This window comes from Williamsia sp. DF01-3, from assembly GCF_023051145.1.
Classification (GTDB): domain Bacteria; phylum Actinomycetota; class Actinomycetes; order Mycobacteriales; family Mycobacteriaceae; genus Williamsia.
Map to the genome: position 1 here is coordinate 32,808 of NZ_JALKFS010000005.1, position 17,159 is coordinate 49,966.

Consider the following 17,159-nt stretch of genomic DNA (forward strand, 5'->3'; position numbering starts at 1 on the left):
ATGCTTCAAATTCCTGTCGTGCGCGGTGTACGCCGGGCACCCGGCGAGTTGTCAGATGCGTTCGATGATGGTCGCGGTCGAGAGCGCTCCGCCGGCGCACATCGTGATCAGCGCGGTGGCCTTGTTGCTGCGTTCGAGTTCGTGCAGAGCAGTGGTGATCAACCGCGATCCGGTGGATCCGACCGGATGGCCCAGCGCGATGGCTCCGCCGTTCACGTTGACCTTGGCCATGTCGGCCTCGTGCACCTGCGCCCACGAGAGCACCACCGAGGCGAACGCTTCGTTGATCTCGACGATGTCGATGTCGCCCAACGACATTCCCGACTTCTCGAGTACAGCCCGGGTGGAGTCGACCGGTCCATCGAGGTGGTAGTACGGATCGGCGCCGACCATGGTGGACGCGACGATACGGGCCCGTGGCCGCAGGCCCGACCGTGCCGCCTTGTCCTCGCTCATGAGCATCACGGCTGCGGCGCCGTCGCTGACCTGAGACGAGTTACCCGCGGTGTGCATACCGTTCTCGATGACCGGCTTGAGAGCCGCAAGCCCCTCGGCGGTGGTCTCGCGCAGGCCACCATCGTGGGTGACCGTGGCGATCTCGCCGCTCGGGGTGCCTTGCTTGTCGACGACGGGCGCCTCGACCGGCACGATCTCCCGCTCGAATCGGCCCTCGGCCCAGGCGGCAGCGGCGCGCTGTTGCGAGAGGAGGCCGAGTGCGTCGACATCCCCGCGTTTGATGCCACGTCGTTCGGCGATGCGCTCGGCCGAGGTGAACTGATCGCGCATGTCGATTGCCCAGTCATCGGGGTACGGGTTGCCCGTTTCGGGAGTGTTGGCCTGCCCGAGGAAGACCCGACTCATCACCTCGACGCCACAGGCGATCCCCGCGTCGATCTGGCCGGAGGCGATCAGTCCGGCGACGATGTGTACGGCCTGCTGCGAGGAGCTGCACGCGCAATCGATCGTGGTCGCGGCTGTGGTGTACGGCAGGCCGGCGTGCAGCCACGCCTGACGGGTGACGTTGTTGGACTGTTCCCCGGCCTGGGTGACGCAGCCGCCGACCAACTGGCCGATGTCGCCGGCGGGCAGGCCGGTCCGGTCGAGCACCGCCTGTTGAGCTGCGCCCAGCAAGACGGCCGGGTGCACCCCCGACAACGCTCCGCGGCGTCGGCCGATCGGCGTGCGGGCTGCTTCCACGATGACAACGTTGCTCATTCTGGCTCCTTCGACTGGCCTGAGCCGAACGAGCGGCGTCAGATTTCTAGAATGTATTCTAGTTCTGACGATTCAGCAATGCACGCAAAGGCCTGCGTCCCTGGCGTGCTTCCTACCGCGAAGCGCGGCGGTCAAGAATGTATTTCAGTACAGGTTCGTGGACAACCGCGTGAGCAGGAGGTCGCACGCGGTACGAATGTCCGACTCGGCATCCGGGATGGAGATGCGGCCGTTGAGGCACGACTGGATGACACCCAGCCAGAGCTGCATCATCAACCGGACCGCGGTGGAATCGTCCTCGGACGGATTCTCGATGCCCGCGGCCTCGAGCAGGATCTGGTGGAATACGCGGTCCACCTTCCCCGCGTCCGGCACGGTGGCGGCGTTGGCCGTGCTGTTCGACTGGATCATCGCAGTGGAGAGCGCGGGGCGGCGAAGCAGCGCACGGGTCGCTCGGACCAGTACCTCGTAGATCGCATCCGGACCCTGACCCGCAGGTGGCCGCCTGTCGAGGTTGTCCCTGATCTGATCGATCTGCTCGACCATGACGGCGACGAACAGATGCGTCTTGGACGGAAAATACCGGTAGAGCGTGCCGATCGCGACACCCGCACGCTTGGCCACCTCGTGCATCTGAACCCGCGCCAGCTCCTTCTCGGTCGCGAGTTCGGCCGCGGCCTCGAGCATCCGCACATGACGGGCCCGCTGATCGTCGGAACTGGGTTCCGCCGCGTCCCTCGCCTCGCCAATTCTCGGCAACGTCCATCTCCCGTCGTGCGACACCAACATCATGTGGTGAATGACTCTCTCATCACCGTAGGAAATTGCGCACTTTTCCCGGTGAGTGGGACCTGCGGAGCAATGCCCCGCGTATTGGGATTGCGTGAAACGAACGACAGACCCGATGGAGGCAATGACGATGCAGGACTGGACCATCCGATGCGACGTACTGGTCGTCGGTTCCGGCGGCGGCGCCCTGACCGGCGCATACACGGCGGCGGCACAAGGCCTCGACACGGTCGTCCTGGAGAAGACCAGCCTGTTCGGTGGCACATCTGCCTATTCGGGCGCCGCTGTGTGGCTGCCGGCAACGGCCGTGCAGGAACGGGCCGGGATCGGCGACACCCCGGAGAAAGCGCGCACCTATCTGCGCGCCGTGGTCGGAGACAACGAGGTCGATCGCCAGGAGGCCTACCTGTCCACTGCCCCCGTTGTCGTGGACTTCCTCGAACGTGATCCGAACATCGAGTTCGAGTGGCGCGCGTTCCCCGACTACTACCGCGCCCCGGGCAGGATGGACGCCGGCCGGGCGATCAATCCACTGGATCTGCCGAGCTCTGAGATCGGCGACCTACGTGAACTGATCCGGCCCGAACCCGGTGTCGATCGGGCCGGCCGATCACATCCCGACGAAACCCTGATCGGTGGACGTGCACTCATCGGCCGTCTGCTCCTGGCGTTGCGGGGGACCGGCAACGCCGATCTCCGTACCGGCACCGCAGCCCGCCGCCTCATCACCGAAGACGGCCGGGTGGCAGGTGTCGAGGCCGTCACCGCCAGCGGCGAGACCTTCTCCATCCGCGCCAACCGCGGCGTCCTCCTCGCTGCCGGCGGCATCGAGAGCAATGCGGAATTGCGAGCGGCCAACGGCACACCCGGCCGCGCCGCATGGACGATGGGCCCCAACGGTGCCAACACGGGTGACCTCATCCGGGCGGCAGTGGACACGGGCGCCGACACCGCCCTCCTCGACGAGGCGTGGTGGTGCCCGGGCATCGAGATGCCAGACGGCTCCGGCGCTTTCATGGTCGGCGTGCGCGGCGGCATCCTGGTCGACGGATCGGGCGAACGGTACCTCAACGAGTCGCTCCCCTACGACCAATTCGGTCGGGCCATGATCGCCCGGGGCACCGACTCCGCCATCCCCTCGTATCTCGTCTTCGACTCCGCCGAAGGTGGCCCGGTGCTGCCGGCCATCTCCATCCCACAGGCTTCAGCCGCTGAACATCTCGACGCCGGCACGTGGGTGCAGGCGGACACGATCGAGGCGCTCGCAGACAAGATCGGCGTCCCCTCCGGCACACTGCGCCGCACGGTCGAGAAGTTCAACGGCTACGCCGAGGCCGGGGTCGACGAGGAGTTCCGACGCGGCGAAGACCCCTACGACACGTTCTTCTGCCGGCCGAGCAAGGCTGCAGATGCACCCAACGCGGCCTTGCGGCCGATCTCCGCCGGACCCTTCTATGCGGCCCGGATCATCCTCAGCGACCTCGGCACCAAGGGTGGTGTGCGAACCGATGTCGACGGCCGCGCGCTGCGTCAGGATGGCTCTGCCATCGACGGTCTCTACGCGGCCGGTAACACGAGTGCTTCACTCAGCGGCCGGTTCTATCCGGGACCCGGTGTACCTCTCGGGACCGCGATGGCGTTCGCCTATCGGGCCGTCCAGCACATGATCCGATAGCCGATCCCACGCGGGCGTCAGACGAGATTGTCCTCGACGGGCAGCCCAAATGCGCCGCGGCCATATAGTGCCAGTGCACGTTCGGGTTCGTTGGCGACGTGGACGCTGCCCGCATGGGCGTCCCGCCATGCTCGCTCGATGGGGTTGCCGCGGGTCAGCGAATTGCCTCCCGCGGTCTTGAACAGCAGGTCGATCGCCTCGAGCGCCCGCTCGGTGGCGCGCACCTGATCGCGGCGAGCCCGCAGTCGCATCCACATCGGCAGATCCTCCCCGGCGCGCGCGAGGTCCCACATCTCGCGGACGTTGCGATCCATCTGCAGTGTCGCAGCGTCGATCTCGGATGCGGCGCGGGCCACCGACACCTGGGCGACGTGGTCTTCGGTGAATCGTCCGCCGCCGAGACTGAGCCGCACCCGCTCACGCATCACGCTCACGTAGGACTCGTGGCACCCCGTGACCACACCCACGATCGGCGCCGCGACGGCGGAGGTGAAGATCGTGGCAAACGGCAGCCGGTACAGCGGACCTGAGTTGATCTTCTGGCCGGGGCCACGCAGTTGGGCCGTCTCGTAGTTGCGGATCGTCCGATGTTCGGGCACAAAGGCTTTGGTCACGGTGATCTCGTTGCTCGCGGTGCCCCGCATTCCAACCACGTCCCAGACGTCGTGGATGGTGTAGTCGGCGCGTGGAACGAGCACGGTCATGAAGTCGACCGGCCGGCCCTCTGCCCCGAACTGCAGAGCACCGAGCAGCGCCCACGATGCATGGTCACATCCCGACGAGAACTTCCAGGTACCCGAAAGCTCGTATCCACCCTCCACCGGCAGCAATTGGCCCATCGGCGCGTAGGCCGACGACACGAGTTCGAGTCGGTTGCGGCCCCACACGTCCTCCTGTGCGCGTTGGTCGAACAGGGCCAGGTGCCACGGGTGCACACCCAGTACCGACACGATCCAGCCCGTGGAACCACAGGCCCCCGAAATGGCGCGCACCACTTCGTAGAACTCGACCGGATCGATCTCCAATCCGCCATACCGCCTGGGCTGCAACATCCTCAGCACACCGGTGTTCTGCAGATCCTCGATCACGTCGTCGGACACCCGGCGTGTCTCGTCGACCACCTGCGCTTGCTCGGCGATCCCGGGCAGCAGGTCACGGACCGAGCGCAGCGTCTCATTTGTCATCTTCGAACTCCATCGATGCAGCGCAGTGATTTCGCGATGGTAGGCCGACGGGCCCGGCCACCGCAGCGACCAGGTCTCGGTTAGTGAGACCTCCGCCGTGAATGTGGCCGTGGTCACCTAGCGTTCGGTTCACAACTGTTCTGCCGCAACTCCTCAAGAAAGGACGGACGCATCGTGACCACCTCGCAGTCCGAAACAGGTGAGATCCGTGAGATCGACACGGGGGCCCCACCCACGCGATTCGCCCGCGGCTGGCACTGCCTCGGCCTCTCCGAATCCTTCAAGGATGGTCAGCCCCATTCCGTCCAGGCATTTGGCACCAAACTCGTGGTATTCGCCGACAGCTCAGGGAAATTGGCCGTCCTCGACGGATACTGCCGGCACATGGGTGGTGACCTGAGTCAGGGCACCATCAAGGGTGACGAGGTGGCGTGCCCGTTCCACGACTGGCGATGGGGTGCGGGCGGTCGGTGCAAGAAGATCCCGTACGCGCGCCGCGTGCCCCCGATCGCGAAGACGCGCAGCTGGAAGGCGCTCGACCAAGACGGCATGCTGTTCGTCTGGAACGATCCCGAAGGCAAGCCACCGCCTGCAGATGTCACCATTCCCCGAATCGAGGGAGCGCTCAGCGACGAATGGTCGGATTGGGTCTGGTACCAGGTCACCGTCGACACCAACTGCCGCGAGGTGGTCGACAACATCGTCGACATGGCCCACTTTTTCTACGTCCACTACTCGTTCCCCACCTACTTCAAGAACGTTTTCGAGGGGCATGTGGCCAGCCAGTTCATGCGTGGCGAGGCCCGTGAGGACATGCGTCCCCACGCCTCCGGACAACCGAAGATGCTCGGGAGTCGTTCGGATGCCACGTACTTCGGCCCGTCATTCATGATCGACGACCTCGTGTACCAGTACGAGGACCATGACGTGGAGTCCATCCTGATCAACTGCCATTACCCGGTGAGTGCAAACCAGTTCGTGCTGCAGTACGGAATGATCGTCAAGAAGTCCAAGCGGCTCGAAGGAGCTGCCGCAGACGAGATGGCCAAGAACTTCGGGGTGTTCATCGCCAAGGGCTTCGAGCAGGACATCGAGATCTGGAAGAACAAGACGCGCATCGAGAACCCGCTTCTGTGCGAGGAGGACGGTCCCGTCTACCAACTACGGCGCTGGTACGAGCAGTTCTATGTCGATGTCGCGGACGTGACCCCGGAGATGACCGAACGCTTCGAGTTCGAACTCGACACCACCCGTCCGGTGGAGTCGTGGAAGAAGGAAGTGGAAGCCAACGTCGCCCGAAAGGCCATCGGTTCCGATGCAGCCATTGCAGTGCACTGAGTGTGAGGCAGCGGTTCTCGTCCAGAAGAACAGCTGGGAACACACCTCGGTGCAGTGGAACGACCATGCCCGCGCGGCATGCCGAGAACTCACCGGTGGTGCTGCCCGCCGCGTGGGGGCGCCGTTGGAGCGATGCCAGACGCTGACCGACGTGATCGAGAACGCCGCCCGCTCCGGTTCCGTCCCGGTGGCCGATGACACGCCGGTTCGGCCTCTGTCGCAATCACATTGACAGTCCGTTCCACACTCTCGTCCGCATCATCCCGAAGGAGTACGTCCTTGATCGACAAGAACCACTACGGTCCGTGGGCGGTGATCGCCGGCGGGTCCGAAGGCGTCGGCGCCTCGTTCGCCGATCTCCTGAGCACTGCAGGTTTCAATTTGGTGCTCATCGCGCGTAAGCCGGGCCCCCTCGCGGAGACCGCGGAGCGAGCGCGCGGCAATGGGGCCGAGGTCAGGACTCTTGCGCTTGACCTGCTCTCGCCCGACGCGTTCGACCAGATCCGGGCGGCCACCGACGACATCGAGGTGGGCCTGCTGATCTTCAACGCCGGGGCCAACAGCTACGGGCACGAGTTCGTCACCGGTGACCTCGCCGGGTTCCAAGGTGTCATCGACCTGAACATCACGTCTCAGCTCACCCTGTCCCACCACTTCGGGGCCAAGATGAAAGAACGCGGGCGTGGCGGCATCATGTTGCTCGGATCCCTGGCCGGCTACATGGGCTCAGAAGATCAGAGCATCTACGCCGCATCCAAGGCGTTCGGCCGTATCTTCGCCGAGAGTCTGTGGTTGGAGCTCGAGCCGTTCGGCGTGCACGTGGTCGAGTTGGTGCTCGGGGTGACACGCACCCCGGCGATGATCCGGGCCGGACTGAACTTCGATGTGCCCGGCATGAACGTTGCCGAGCCCGAAGATGTTGCCCGCGAGGGGATCGAGCATCTCACCGACGGCCCGGTGTGGGTTGCCGGCGGCAACTACGAGGCAGCACAGAAGCGCAACGGGTTTCCCCGCGACAAACTCGTCAAAGGTGCGGCCGAGAGTATGCGCAAGTTACTCGGCCGACGCTGATCCACGACTGACAAAGCCTCCCGTTTCGGTCACATCCTCCGGTTGCAACTGGAGGATGTGAACGAAGCGGGAGGCTTTGTCTTGGTCAGACGTGGGCAGGTGGTCAGATGTCGACCGGTGGCGCAAAGGCGGCAAGGGGTTCGGAGCCCGACCAATCGTGACCCCAGTAGCTGTCGGCGGTGATTTCTTCGGCGGTGTAATGGCTTTCGTCGACCAGCATGCCCTCGGTGCCGAACTCGAGGTCCCAGCCGCCGGGTGCGCGCACATAGAACGACACCATCTTGTCGTTGGTGTGGCGGCCCAGTGTCGAGGAGAGGCTGAACCCCAACTTGTTCACACGATCGAGGGCCTGCCCGACGGCGTCGAGAGTGTCGACCTCCACCATCAGGTGCACCATGCCGGGGTCCTGACTCGCCGGCGCCGGACACAGCGCGAGGCTGTGGTGACGCTGATTGACTCCGAGGAACCGCACTCTCCGGGCCGGGGCGGGGGCATCGGGACCGCCGAGGCGGATGGCGCCTCGCGGGAGGAAGCCGAGCACCTCGGTGTAGAAGGCGTACGTCTCGTCGAATGCCGAGGTCGGGAGCACAGCATGACCGAGTCCCTCTGTGCCGGTGACGAACCGGCCGCCGTGGGGGGTGACGACCGGGCTGTGGTCGAGTACCGGACCGAAGAAGATCTCCGTCCTGGTACCGGACGGGTCGTCGAAGGCGATGACCTGCTCGGCATCGCGATACAGCGATTCCTTCTCGGACAACACGTCCACCGTGATGCCCGCCTTCTCGATCGCCTCGCGAACACGCTGCAGGGCAAATTGGTCGCGTACCTCCCAGCCGATGGCCAGCGCCTTGTCCGACTCGCCGGGCAAGACGACGATGCGGGAACGCCGCTCGTCGAGGCGGAGGTAGAGACCGTCGGCTTCCGGACCCGAACCCGTCGACATGCCCAATCCGTCGACTGTCAGTTCGCGCCAGCGGTCGACGTCCCGGGTCTGGACCCGCAGGTATCCGAGTGCTCGTATGTCGGTCATGGTGAACCTTTCGTTTCCGGTCTAGATCATCGAGCGATGCGGGCCCTGGGGCTCGCCGCCCATCTGGGTGAGCGCAGAGGCGTGAAAGATCGACCCCGGCACGTGGATTGCGTGCGCCAAGCCCGCGTGGGCGTCGCGCCAAAACCGTTGCATCGGGGTCTTGAGCTGCAACGCGCCGCCGCCCGACCGTGCAAAGACCTCGTCGACCGCCCGCACCACACGCCATGCTGCAGCGGTTTGAGTTCGCCTGCCGATGGCACGCAGCTCGAACGACACCTCCTGGCCCTTTTCCGTCATGTCCCAGAATCGGTCGACCGTCTCGAGGATCGCCGCCCTTGATGCAGCGATCTCCGCCGCTGCCTCACCGATTGCGAACAGAACGTAGGGGTCTTCTTTGATCGCCGTGCCCGACACCGTGACCCGATCGCGCTGAGTGTTGATGTGACACGCGAGCGCGCCCTCGGCGATACCGATCAGGGACGAGGTGATCCCGAGCGGGAAGATGCACGAGAACGGGAAGTTGTAGAGGGTCTGGGTGCGGCCGAACTCCTTGGCTGCGGTTCCGTCGAACACCTTGCCTGCGGCGAGAGTTCGATACGTGGGGATGAAGGCGTCCTTGACGATGAGGTCTTTGCTGCCGGTACCGCGCAGCCCCACGACATTCCAGCTGTCCGGGTCGATGTCGTAGTCCGAGCGCGGGAGCAACACGTGCAGGTTCTGCGGCGGCATCAGCCGGTTGCCGTCTTTGTCGCCGACGGCGGCGCCGATCATGATCCACCCGCAATGGTCGGTACCTGAGGAGAACGACCAGCGCCCGTTGAGGATGTAGCCGCCCTCTACAGGCTTCGCCACACCCATGGGGGCATAGGGGGAGGCCATCCACATGTCGGGGTCCTCACCCCAGATCTCGTCCTGCGCCTTGCGATCGAAGAAGGCGAGTTCCCACGGGTGCACACCGACGATGCCGCTCACCCAGCCGGCCGCGCCGTCGATGGCTCCAATACCCATTGCGGTCTCCGCGAACTCGCGAGGATGTGCCTCGTATCCGCCGTATTCCTTCGGCTGCAGCATGCGGATGACCCCGGAGTCTCGCAATCGTTTCGCCGAGGTGTCCGACAGCCGCATGAGCTTGTCACCTTCCACGCCCTCCGCGCGGATCTCCTCGGCGAATTGCTGAATGTTGTCCAGAACCTGGCCCATGATGTTCTCGGCTTTCTGATAGGTACCCGGCGAACGCCTAGGCAGAGGTTGTTTCCGCGAGACCGATCGCGATCTCGATCAGCTGGTCTTCTTGTCCGCCCACGAGCTTGCGTCGACCGGCCTCGATGAGGATTTCCGCGCCGGAGACCCCATAGCGTTCGCCCTGTTTGTCGGCGTGCTTGAGGAAACTCGAGTAGACGCCTGCGTATCCCATCGTCAGCGACATCCGATCCAGGAGGCACTCGCCGTCCATGATCGGCCGTACGACGTCCTCGGCGGCGTCGAACATCCTGAGTGTGTCGATACCCGTTCGGATGCCGAGCTTCTCGGTCACCGCGGCGAATGCCTCTACCGGGGTGTTGCCCGCCCCGGCCCCGAATCGGCGAGTGGAACCGTCGATCTGGAGTGCACCGGCCTTCACCGCGAGGACGGAGTTCGCAACGCCTAGTCCGAGGTTCTCGTGTCCGTGGAAACCGACCTGAGCGTCCTCCCCGAGTTCTGATACCAGAGCAGACACTCGATCGCTGACGTCGTCGAGTACCAGTGCGCCGGCTGAATCCACCACGTACACACACTGACAACCCGCGTCAGCCATGATCCGCGCCTGCTTCGCGAGCACCTCGGGCGGTTGACTGTGCGACATCATCAAGAACCCCACGGTCTCGAGCCCCAACTCACGCGCCAACCCGAAATGCTGAATCGACACATCGGCCTCGGTGCAATGCGTCGCGATACGACAGATCTGCGCACCGTTGTCCTGGGCCGCCCGGATATCGTCCTTGATCCCCAGACCAGGCAACATCAAGAACGCGATCTTCGCCGTCGTCGCCGTCTCGACCGCCGCCCGGATCAACTGCTGCTCAGGAGTCTTCGAGAACCCATAGTTGAACGACGACCCACCCAGACCATCACCATGGGTCACCTCGATAACCGGAACACCCGCACCATCGAGGGCGGCGACGACCGCCTTGACGTGCTCAACGGTGAATTGGTGGCGCTTTGCGTGGGACCCGTCGCGCAACGACGAGTCGGTGATCCGGATGTCGAGATCAGGACTGTAGGGCATGAGTGTTCCTTAGGAAGATCAGTTCGGGCGGTTCAGACGGCGCCGGCGAGCAGGTTCGAAGCGAAACCTCGCCGACTTTGGTCGCGGCGGCGGTCATGATGTCGAGGTTGCCCGAGTAGGGCGGCAAATAGTCGCCGGCGCCTTCCACCTCGAGAAAGATCTCGACGCGCGCCAGTCCGCCGCTCACCGCGCTGGGTTCGTCGAATTGCGGTTCGGTCCGCAACCGGTAGCCGGGCACGTACTGCTGCACCGAGCCCGCCATCTCGTAGATCGACGCCGCGATGGCATCACGATCGGCGTCGGCCGGGATGGAACAGAAGACCGTGTCCCGCATGAACATCGGCGGCTCGGCGGGGTTCAGGATGATGATCGCCTTGCCCCGCTTTGCCCCACCTATGGTCTCGATTCCGCGACTGGTGGTGATGGTGAACTCGTCGATGTTGCCTCGGGTTCCAGGCCCCGCAGACGGTGACGCGACACTCGCGACGATCTCGGCGTAGGCGACCTCAGCAACACGAGACACCGCGTGCACCATGGGGATCGTGGCCTGGCCACCACAGGTGATGAGATTGACGTTGGGCGCGTCGAGGTGTTCGCCCATGTTCACCGACGGGATCACCGCCGGACCGAGCGCCGCGGGCGTCAGATCGACGGCGGTGATACCGAGTTCGGCGTACCGAGGCGCGTTTGCACGGTGAACATAGGCCGAGGTCGCCTCGAAGACGAGGTCGGGCTTCTCGTCCTGCGAGAGAAGCCAATCGACGCCTTCCGAACTGGTCGCCATGCCGGCGTCGGTCGCGCGCCGAAGCCCTTCACTCTGGGGATCGACTCCGATCATCCACCGCGGCTCGATGATGTCCGAGCGCAGCAACTTGTACATCAGATCGGTGCCGATGTTGCCGGATCCGACGATGGCGGCCTTCGCCTTGGTCATGGGTTCTTCCTCACTTGAATTGCGCTGTCACGGAGCCGATGCCGCTGAAGTCGGCCCGGAAGGTCGAGCCTGCATGCACGTCGATCGCCCGGGTACACGAGCCGGGCAGGATGACGTGACCGGCCTCGAGGCGTACCCCGAAGCCCGCGACCGTGCGTGCCAGCCACGCAACGGCCTTCGTCGGATTCCCGAGAACTGCGCTCGCCTCTCCGTGAGCGATCTCCACGCCGTCCTCGAAGAGCACCGCTGAGATGCCTCCGATGTCGATGTCCGACGGCCGGACTCTCCCCGCACCGAGGATGACCCCTGCGGACGAAGCATTGTCGGCGATGGTGTCGACCAGACCGATCTTCCAATTCCTGATCCGTGAATCGATCAGCTCGATACTCGGAACGATGTATTCGGTGGCAGCGAGCACGTCTTCTTCGGTGCAGCCCTCGCCAGGAAGGGTCTCGCCCAGCACGTAGCCGATCTCGACTTCGATACGGGGGTAACAGAATTGCGCGGTGTCGATCGGGGCGTCCTCGGAATACACCATCGACGACAGGAGATGTCCGTAGTCGGGCTCGTCGACACCCATCATCGCCTGCATCACCTCGGAAGACAGGCCGACCTTGTGGCCGTACACGGTCTCGCCGGCAGCCAGGCGCCTGCCGATGTTGATCAGCGCGATCTCGTACGCGTCGACCACATCGATCTGCTCGAATGTCGTACTCAGAGGATCGATCGGCGAGCGGTGTGCTTCGGCGTACCACAGGAGGTCGGCGGCCGACAGGCGTTCGTCATCGATCAGCATCAGGCTGTGGCCGAATCGAGCGTTGCGCCCCGTTCGGTCGCCGACACATGCCGGGCCGCGATGTAGCCGAACACCATCGACGGTCCGATCGTCGCTCCTGCGCCGGCATATTCGTTGCCCATCACCGACGCCGACGTGTTGCCGGTGGCGTACAGGCCGTCGATGACCGTTCCGTCCTCGCGCAGCACTCGACTGTCTGCGTCGCACACCAAACCACCCTTGGTTCCCAGGTCACCTGCCTCACAACGGATTGCGTAGAAGGGCCCCTTGACGATCTCGTCGAGGTTGGGGTTCTTCATCGTCGGATCTCCGTAGTAACGGTCGTATGCGCTCTCGCCGCGACCGAAGTCCTCGTCCACACCTGAGCGCGCGAAGCCGTTGAAACGGTCGATCGTCTCCACCAGCGCGTCGGCTGGGACACCGATCGCTTCGGCCAGCTCACGCAGCGTGTCGGCTTTATGCACGACGCCGGAGTCGTAGAACCCCTGAGGGAAGGGAACGTTCGGAAGTACTTGCGCGAACGGGTACCGATTCTTGGCCTTGGTGTCCATGATGAACCATGCCGGGATGTGCCCGCCCTCCAGCTGTTCGTGCACGAAGTTCACGTAGGGAGCCGACTCATTGGTGAAACGCTTTCCGGCGCTGTTCACGATCACCGATGGCGGGATACACCGCTCAGAAACCAACGGGATGACTGCACCCATGGGATGAAGGACCGATGGCATCCACCACGCGTCGTCCATGAGGTCTACTGCCGCCCCGAGACGCTGTCCCGCAACGATCCCGTCGCCGACGTTCTCTCGGGCACCCGAACTGACGTCGGCCACACCGTGTCGGGGCAGGTACTGTGCCCGCATCTCTTTGTTGTGGTCGAAACCGCCGGTCGCCAGCAACACGCCGCGGCGCGCACCGATACGAATGGTTGTGCCATCACGTTCGGCCACCACACCGATGACCGTTCCGCGGTCGTCGGTGATCAGTTCGGTCATCGACGTCTTCAGCCATAGGGGGACGCCTGCGTCCTTGAGGACCATGCGCATCCGTGCGACCAGGGCACGGCCGCCGGTCGCCATGTGCCGGCGTCGGATCACGTTGGAGGACACCCGCCACGCTGCGACCAGCGAGGCCCTGCGCCCCTTCCACGTTCTCTTGACCATGGCGAGGTCGTGGTAGTCCTTCGATGTGACCCAGAGTCCCAGTGGACCTTTCATGCTGTTCGGGCGCTGGAACTTCTCGTCTTCCTTCAGCGCGCGGGTGTCGAAGGGCTTGCACTCGATGGTGCGGCCCAGCGCGCTCCCACCTTCGAACTCGGGGTGATAGTCCGAGTACCCCTTGACCCAGTAGAGCTTCATGTGCGGGCTCTTGTCGAGCAGTTCCATGAGCGCGGGCCCGTTGTCGACAAAAGCGTCGAGGCGATCCGCGGGCACCTTGCCGTCGGTGATGACGTCGAGGTAGCGACGAATTGAACTGCGCTTGTCGACTACACCCTTTGCCCGGAGTGTGGGCGCGTTGGGAATCCAGATGCCGCCGCCGGAGATGGCGGTGGATCCACCGTAGGTGGCGCCCTTGTCGATGATGAGTGTGTCGAGTCCGCTGTGCGCGGCGGTGATTCCGGCCGCCATGCCACCGCCGCCGCTCCCCACGATCAGGAAGTCGACGACTGTCTCGAACTGTCGGGTGTCGAACCGGTTGTTGTCGGTCATGTCTACGTCCTGTCCTTGCGGGTGAGGAAGGCCAGCACCGCCGAGACCCAGGCGTCGCGGGCCTCGATCATCGTCCAGTGCCCGCACTTCGGGAAAACGTGGAGTTCGCTGTTCGGGATGTCTCGCATCGGCAGGATCGCCATGTCGACCGGACTCACCCGGTCGTCGCGCCCCCAGGTCAGGAGCGTCGGAGCTTTGATTTTGCCGAGCTGCGACCAATACGGCGGCGCCTCTGAGCGCGCTGCCGCGACCATGGTGGCGGCAAAGGCCTTGCTGCTGTACATCCGTCGGGCGATCTCGAGGGTTGTCGGCTCGGTCGCCAGCTCCCAGCGCTCGTCGATCAGTTCAGGGGTGATCACGGCCGGGTCATAGACCATCGACCGGAGCCAGCGGACCAATCCTTCGCGGGTGGGGTTGTCGGTGAACTCCATCAGGAGCTTGATTCCCTCGCTGGGCCCCGGAGAAAAGGCGGCCTTGCCCATTCCACCGATGGTGACCAACTTGTCGACCCTGCTGGGTTCATCGATCGCGACCTTGGTGGCGACGATCCCGCCCATCGAGTTCCCGATCATGTGCGCGGTATCGATCTCGAGACCATCGAGAAAGAGTCCGACGGCGGACTGCGCCATCGACATCGGGTGGCCGTCACCGGGATCACTTACCCCGAAACCAGGGAATTCGAGTATCAGGCAACGGAAATGCTCGGCCAGTTCGGGAAGCACTCCCCGATAGTTCCTCCACCCGGTCACCCCGGGCCCGGAGCCGTGGAGCAGCAGCAGTGGTGGGCCCTCGCCTGCCTCATGGAACCGGAGCACCCCGAGATCGGTGTTCAACTCCCGCAGACTGCGCTCGTAGCTCACGTCTGTCGTCATGGGCCGAACGTTGCCAGCCCGGCGCCCCGTCCACAGCCCAGGTCTCGTTGAGCGAGATCCCCAGCACGCCAGGGCCAGCCGGATTCTGGCGCTTCCGCTGAGCGAGACCTGGTATGGCTTCCGAGGCCGGCCGCAATAGCCTCACCTCATCATCGACCACACAACGGAACCGGAGGTGTTCGGATGTCGATCGAAACGATGTCGCAGACCGACATGCGAAAGGCACTGGGTCAGTTCGCAAGCGGTGTCACCGTGGTCGCCGGTATGGACGACGAGGGACCTATCGGTTTCGCCTGCCAGTCGTTCGCCTCGGTGTCGCTTGAGCCTCCCCTGATCCTGTTCTGCGCCGACCACCGCGGGAGGTCTTGGCCCCGTATCCGGAACACGGGCCGCTTCAGCATCAACGTGCTGCACGAGAACCAAACCGATCTGTGTTCCCGATTCGGATCGAGCAACGGGCGCAAGTACGAGGGGCTCGACTGGGATCTGAGCAAGTGGGCGACGCCGTCGCTCCCAGGTGTGCTGATGCGGGTACATGCCGAGATCCACGACGTGCACACCGCAGGCGATCACGACGTGGTGATCGGCCGAATCCTGGAGTTGGAGTCGGTCACCGAGGAGCGTCCGATGATCTTCTTCCGCGGCGGATTCGGCCTCGACACCGCTTCAAAGCTCCTGCGTGCCTAAGGCATCGACTGGGTCATCGCGCGTGGCGAATCGACTACAGCCACTGTCCGGACTGCACGGCGAGCAGTCGATCCAAGGCCTCTGCCGACCATGTGTTGTCCGGCATCGGAGGGGTTTTGCGCCCCCGGCGAGCGGTACCGGCCTCGGGATACAGGGTGCGCGTGACTTCTCGGACCGCCCGCACGACCAGGGGGGCAACCCGTTTGAGCTGAGCGGTCCGTGCGTCTCCGCAGAGGGAGATCGCCGCAACCGGGCCGTCGTATCCGCGGACCGCCACTCCGACGCACGCGGCGCCGCGCACGGACTCACCGCGCTCGAATGCCAATCCGCTGCGCTGTCGGATGCGGTTGAGTTCCTGATGGAGGGTCGGCAGATCAGGGATCGTGTGGTCGGTGCACCGATTCAGACGCTGTTGATAGATCGCGTCGACGCGCTCCGGATCGAGCCAGGCGAGCATCGACTTTCCGCCGGCGGTGGAATACGCCGCCCGCGTCCACCGACTCGTGAAGGCAGCGATGCAGCGAACCGTCCACCGACCTTGTCGAGGTAGATGCTCTCGCCCCCGTCGAGGACCGACAGATGGACCACCATGCCGGTCTGCATGTGCAGATCGTGCAACAGAGGCGCGGCCGCCGCACGCACCTGTGCATGACCACCGTCCCCTCCGCCGAGACCCATCGACCGCCGGCCGAGTCGGTAGCCGAAAGAGGCGTGTTCCACCCAGTTCAACCGGACGAGTTGGTCGAGGATGCGGTGCACCGTCGAACGCGGCAGCTGCGTGCGCCCGGCCACTTCTTCGAGAGTCAGCCGCGACGCCGGGCCGCCGAATGAATCGAGGATGAGCGTCATTCGTTCGAGCATCGAGGGCGGCAGATCCCGCTTACCGGCAGAGCGGGGGTGTGCAGCACCGGAATCAATGACCGTCATCGAGCCTCCATAACCTGGTCGAATGCGAGATCCAGGACAAAACTGAAATGAATTCTTGTAATACTAACAGCAGTCCCGGTGACTGGGAAGCGTGCCGCGGCAGCCGCTGTCGGCGGCGCAGCCAATCCCCGCCCTCTCCGGCCAACACAACGAAAGGCCTATCCATGACCGGCACCACCCCTGACGTGGCCCTTCTCATCCACACCCTCACCGAACGCGTCACCCTACTCGAGGACAAACTGGCGATCACCGAGTTGATGACGGCCTACGGCCCGGCCGTCGACAGCGGTTCGGCCGAGGCCGTGGCCCGCCTGTGGACCGAAGATGGCGTCTACGACGTGGACACCGGTGTCATGCGCGGACATGCCGAGATCACGGCGATGGTGAGATCGCAGGCCCACCAGGCGTGGATCGACGGTGGCTGCGGGCACATATTGGAGCCGGGTCACATCATCGTCGATGGTGACACAGCAGTCGCAACATGTAAGTCGCAGTTGATCATTCGCGATGGTGACCACTTCACGGTCCTGCGGGTGACCGCGACCCGCTGGGAGCTGCAGAAGATCGACGGCACCTGGAAGGTGACATACCGGACCGGGCGCCTGCTCGACGGCCGCCCCGACGCACGCGCGTTGCTGGCCGAGGGGGTCCGAGCCGAGCATGAAGGTTGAC

Annotated in this window: 16 protein-coding genes and 1 pseudogene; 6 read left to right on the plus strand and 11 right to left on the minus strand. The window is 64.5% G+C overall.

What is annotated here, in order from left to right:
- Positions 1 to 51: 51 nt before the first annotated feature.
- Complete coding sequence (locus MVA47_RS01920; protein ID WP_247206435.1) at positions 52 to 1,215, minus strand: steroid 3-ketoacyl-CoA thiolase; 1,164 nt, start codon at positions 1,213 to 1,215, stop codon at positions 52 to 54.
- A 144-nt stretch (positions 1,216 to 1,359) separates the two neighbouring features.
- Positions 1,360 to 1,974, minus strand: coding sequence for a TetR/AcrR family transcriptional regulator (locus MVA47_RS01925; protein ID WP_030165775.1), 615 nt, complete (start codon positions 1,972 to 1,974; stop codon positions 1,360 to 1,362).
- Between the two features lie 160 nt (positions 1,975 to 2,134).
- Here MVA47_RS01925 and MVA47_RS01930 point away from each other — a divergent pair, with 160 nt between their 5' ends.
- Complete coding sequence (locus MVA47_RS01930) at positions 2,135 to 3,679, plus strand: FAD-dependent oxidoreductase (protein WP_247210532.1); 1,545 nt, start codon at positions 2,135 to 2,137, stop codon at positions 3,677 to 3,679.
- 17 nt (positions 3,680 to 3,696) lie between these two features.
- Here the strand turns inward: MVA47_RS01930 and hsaA are convergent, their stop codons facing one another.
- Positions 3,697 to 4,863 (minus strand): 3-hydroxy-9,10-secoandrosta-1,3,5(10)-triene-9,17-dione monooxygenase oxygenase subunit, encoded by a 1,167-nt coding sequence (hsaA, locus tag MVA47_RS01935; protein ID WP_247206436.1) that lies wholly within the window; start codon positions 4,861 to 4,863, stop codon positions 3,697 to 3,699.
- 174 nt (positions 4,864 to 5,037) lie between these two features.
- Between hsaA and MVA47_RS01940 the strand changes: the two genes are divergently transcribed.
- Genes MVA47_RS01940 through MVA47_RS01950 form a run of 3 tightly spaced genes read left to right on the plus strand, consistent with a single transcriptional unit; the run spans position 5,038 to position 7,272 of the window.
- Positions 5,038 to 6,201, plus strand: a complete 1,164-nt coding sequence (locus MVA47_RS01940; RefSeq protein ID WP_247206437.1) for a Rieske 2Fe-2S domain-containing protein — start codon at positions 5,038 to 5,040, stop codon at positions 6,199 to 6,201.
- Complete coding sequence (locus MVA47_RS01945; RefSeq protein WP_247206438.1) at positions 6,179 to 6,433, plus strand: hypothetical protein; 255 nt, start codon at positions 6,179 to 6,181, stop codon at positions 6,431 to 6,433. Before MVA47_RS01940 ends, MVA47_RS01945 begins: the two co-directional genes overlap by 23 nt.
- Positions 6,434 to 6,480: 47 nt before the next feature.
- Positions 6,481 to 7,272, plus strand: a complete 792-nt coding sequence (locus MVA47_RS01950) for an SDR family oxidoreductase (protein ID WP_247206439.1) — start codon at positions 6,481 to 6,483, stop codon at positions 7,270 to 7,272.
- Between the two features lie 103 nt (positions 7,273 to 7,375).
- Here the strand turns inward: MVA47_RS01950 and bphC are convergent, their stop codons facing one another.
- The 7 genes from bphC to MVA47_RS01985 are packed head-to-tail and all read right to left on the minus strand — an operon-like array spanning position 7,376 to position 14,873.
- Complete coding sequence (gene bphC / locus MVA47_RS01955) at positions 7,376 to 8,302, minus strand: biphenyl-2,3-diol 1,2-dioxygenase (protein WP_247206440.1); 927 nt, start codon at positions 8,300 to 8,302, stop codon at positions 7,376 to 7,378.
- 21 nt (positions 8,303 to 8,323) lie between these two features.
- Positions 8,324 to 9,502 carry an acyl-CoA dehydrogenase family protein gene (locus MVA47_RS01960; RefSeq protein WP_247206441.1) on the minus strand — a complete coding sequence of 393 codons (1,179 nt, stop codon included), beginning with the start codon at positions 9,500 to 9,502 and terminating at the stop codon, positions 8,324 to 8,326.
- A 37-nt stretch (positions 9,503 to 9,539) separates the two neighbouring features.
- The gene (gene dmpG / locus MVA47_RS01965) at positions 9,540 to 10,568 is read right to left on the minus strand and encodes a 4-hydroxy-2-oxovalerate aldolase (protein WP_247206442.1); all 1,029 of its coding nucleotides are present in this window, start codon (positions 10,566 to 10,568) and stop codon (positions 9,540 to 9,542) included.
- Positions 10,552 to 11,502 (minus strand): acetaldehyde dehydrogenase (acetylating), encoded by a 951-nt coding sequence (locus MVA47_RS01970; RefSeq protein ID WP_247206443.1) that lies wholly within the window; start codon positions 11,500 to 11,502, stop codon positions 10,552 to 10,554. The genes dmpG and MVA47_RS01970 overlap by 17 nt, the downstream gene beginning before the upstream one ends.
- A 10-nt stretch (positions 11,503 to 11,512) precedes the next feature.
- Entirely contained in the window at positions 11,513 to 12,298 is a 786-nt protein-coding gene (locus MVA47_RS01975; protein ID WP_247206444.1) for a 2-keto-4-pentenoate hydratase, read from the minus strand.
- Positions 12,298 to 14,001 (minus strand): FAD-binding protein, encoded by a 1,704-nt coding sequence (locus MVA47_RS01980; RefSeq protein WP_247206445.1) that lies wholly within the window; start codon positions 13,999 to 14,001, stop codon positions 12,298 to 12,300. The genes MVA47_RS01975 and MVA47_RS01980 overlap by 1 nt, the downstream gene beginning before the upstream one ends.
- A gap of 2 nt (positions 14,002 to 14,003) precedes the next feature.
- Positions 14,004 to 14,873, minus strand: a complete 870-nt coding sequence (locus MVA47_RS01985) for an alpha/beta fold hydrolase (protein ID WP_247206446.1) — start codon at positions 14,871 to 14,873, stop codon at positions 14,004 to 14,006.
- Between the two features lie 183 nt (positions 14,874 to 15,056).
- Here MVA47_RS01985 and MVA47_RS01990 point away from each other — a divergent pair, with 183 nt between their 5' ends.
- Positions 15,057 to 15,560, plus strand: coding sequence for a flavin reductase family protein (locus tag MVA47_RS01990; RefSeq protein ID WP_247206447.1), 504 nt, complete (start codon positions 15,057 to 15,059; stop codon positions 15,558 to 15,560).
- A gap of 34 nt (positions 15,561 to 15,594) precedes the next feature.
- On the opposite strand, the pseudogene MVA47_RS01995 reads toward MVA47_RS01990, so the two are convergent.
- Positions 15,595 to 16,487: pseudogene (locus MVA47_RS01995) on the minus strand (IclR family transcriptional regulator).
- A 164-nt stretch (positions 16,488 to 16,651) separates the two neighbouring features.
- Between MVA47_RS01995 and MVA47_RS02000 the strand changes: the two are divergent.
- On the plus strand, positions 16,652 to 17,158 hold the full coding sequence (locus MVA47_RS02000) for a nuclear transport factor 2 family protein (protein ID WP_247206448.1): 507 nt from the start codon (positions 16,652 to 16,654) through the stop codon (positions 17,156 to 17,158).
- Position 17,159: the final 1 nt, after the last annotated feature.

What these genes read in the sequence shown, in the direction of transcription:
- MVA47_RS01920 (WP_247206435.1), bottom strand. Translation starts at nt 1,215, where the DNA reads ATGAGCAACGTTGTCATCGTGGAAGCAGCCCGCACGCCGATCGGCCGA.
- MVA47_RS01930 (WP_247210532.1), top strand. Translation starts at nt 2,135, where the DNA reads ATGCAGGACTGGACCATCCGATGCGACGTACTGGTCGTCGGTTCCGGC.
- hsaA (WP_247206436.1), bottom strand. Translation starts at nt 4,863, where the DNA reads ATGACAAATGAGACGCTGCGCTCGGTCCGTGACCTGCTGCCCGGGATC.
- MVA47_RS01945 (WP_247206438.1), top strand. Translation starts at nt 6,179, where the DNA reads ATGCAGCCATTGCAGTGCACTGAGTGTGAGGCAGCGGTTCTCGTCCAG.
- bphC (WP_247206440.1), bottom strand. Translation starts at nt 8,302, where the DNA reads ATGACCGACATACGAGCACTCGGATACCTGCGGGTCCAGACCCGGGAC.
- MVA47_RS01960 (WP_247206441.1), bottom strand. Translation starts at nt 9,502, where the DNA reads ATGGGCCAGGTTCTGGACAACATTCAGCAATTCGCCGAGGAGATCCGC.
- dmpG (WP_247206442.1), bottom strand. Translation starts at nt 10,568, where the DNA reads ATGCCCTACAGTCCTGATCTCGACATCCGGATCACCGACTCGTCGTTG.
- MVA47_RS01970 (WP_247206443.1), bottom strand. Translation starts at nt 11,502, where the DNA reads ATGACCAAGGCGAAGGCCGCCATCGTCGGATCCGGCAACATCGGCACC.
- MVA47_RS01975 (WP_247206444.1), bottom strand. Translation starts at nt 12,298, where the DNA reads ATGCTGATCGATGACGAACGCCTGTCGGCCGCCGACCTCCTGTGGTAC.
- MVA47_RS01980 (WP_247206445.1), bottom strand. Translation starts at nt 14,001, where the DNA reads ATGACCGACAACAACCGGTTCGACACCCGACAGTTCGAGACAGTCGTC.
- MVA47_RS01985 (WP_247206446.1), bottom strand. Translation starts at nt 14,873, where the DNA reads ATGACGACAGACGTGAGCTACGAGCGCAGTCTGCGGGAGTTGAACACC.
- MVA47_RS01990 (WP_247206447.1), top strand. Translation starts at nt 15,057, where the DNA reads ATGTCGATCGAAACGATGTCGCAGACCGACATGCGAAAGGCACTGGGT.
- MVA47_RS02000 (WP_247206448.1), top strand. Translation starts at nt 16,652, where the DNA reads ATGACCGGCACCACCCCTGACGTGGCCCTTCTCATCCACACCCTCACC.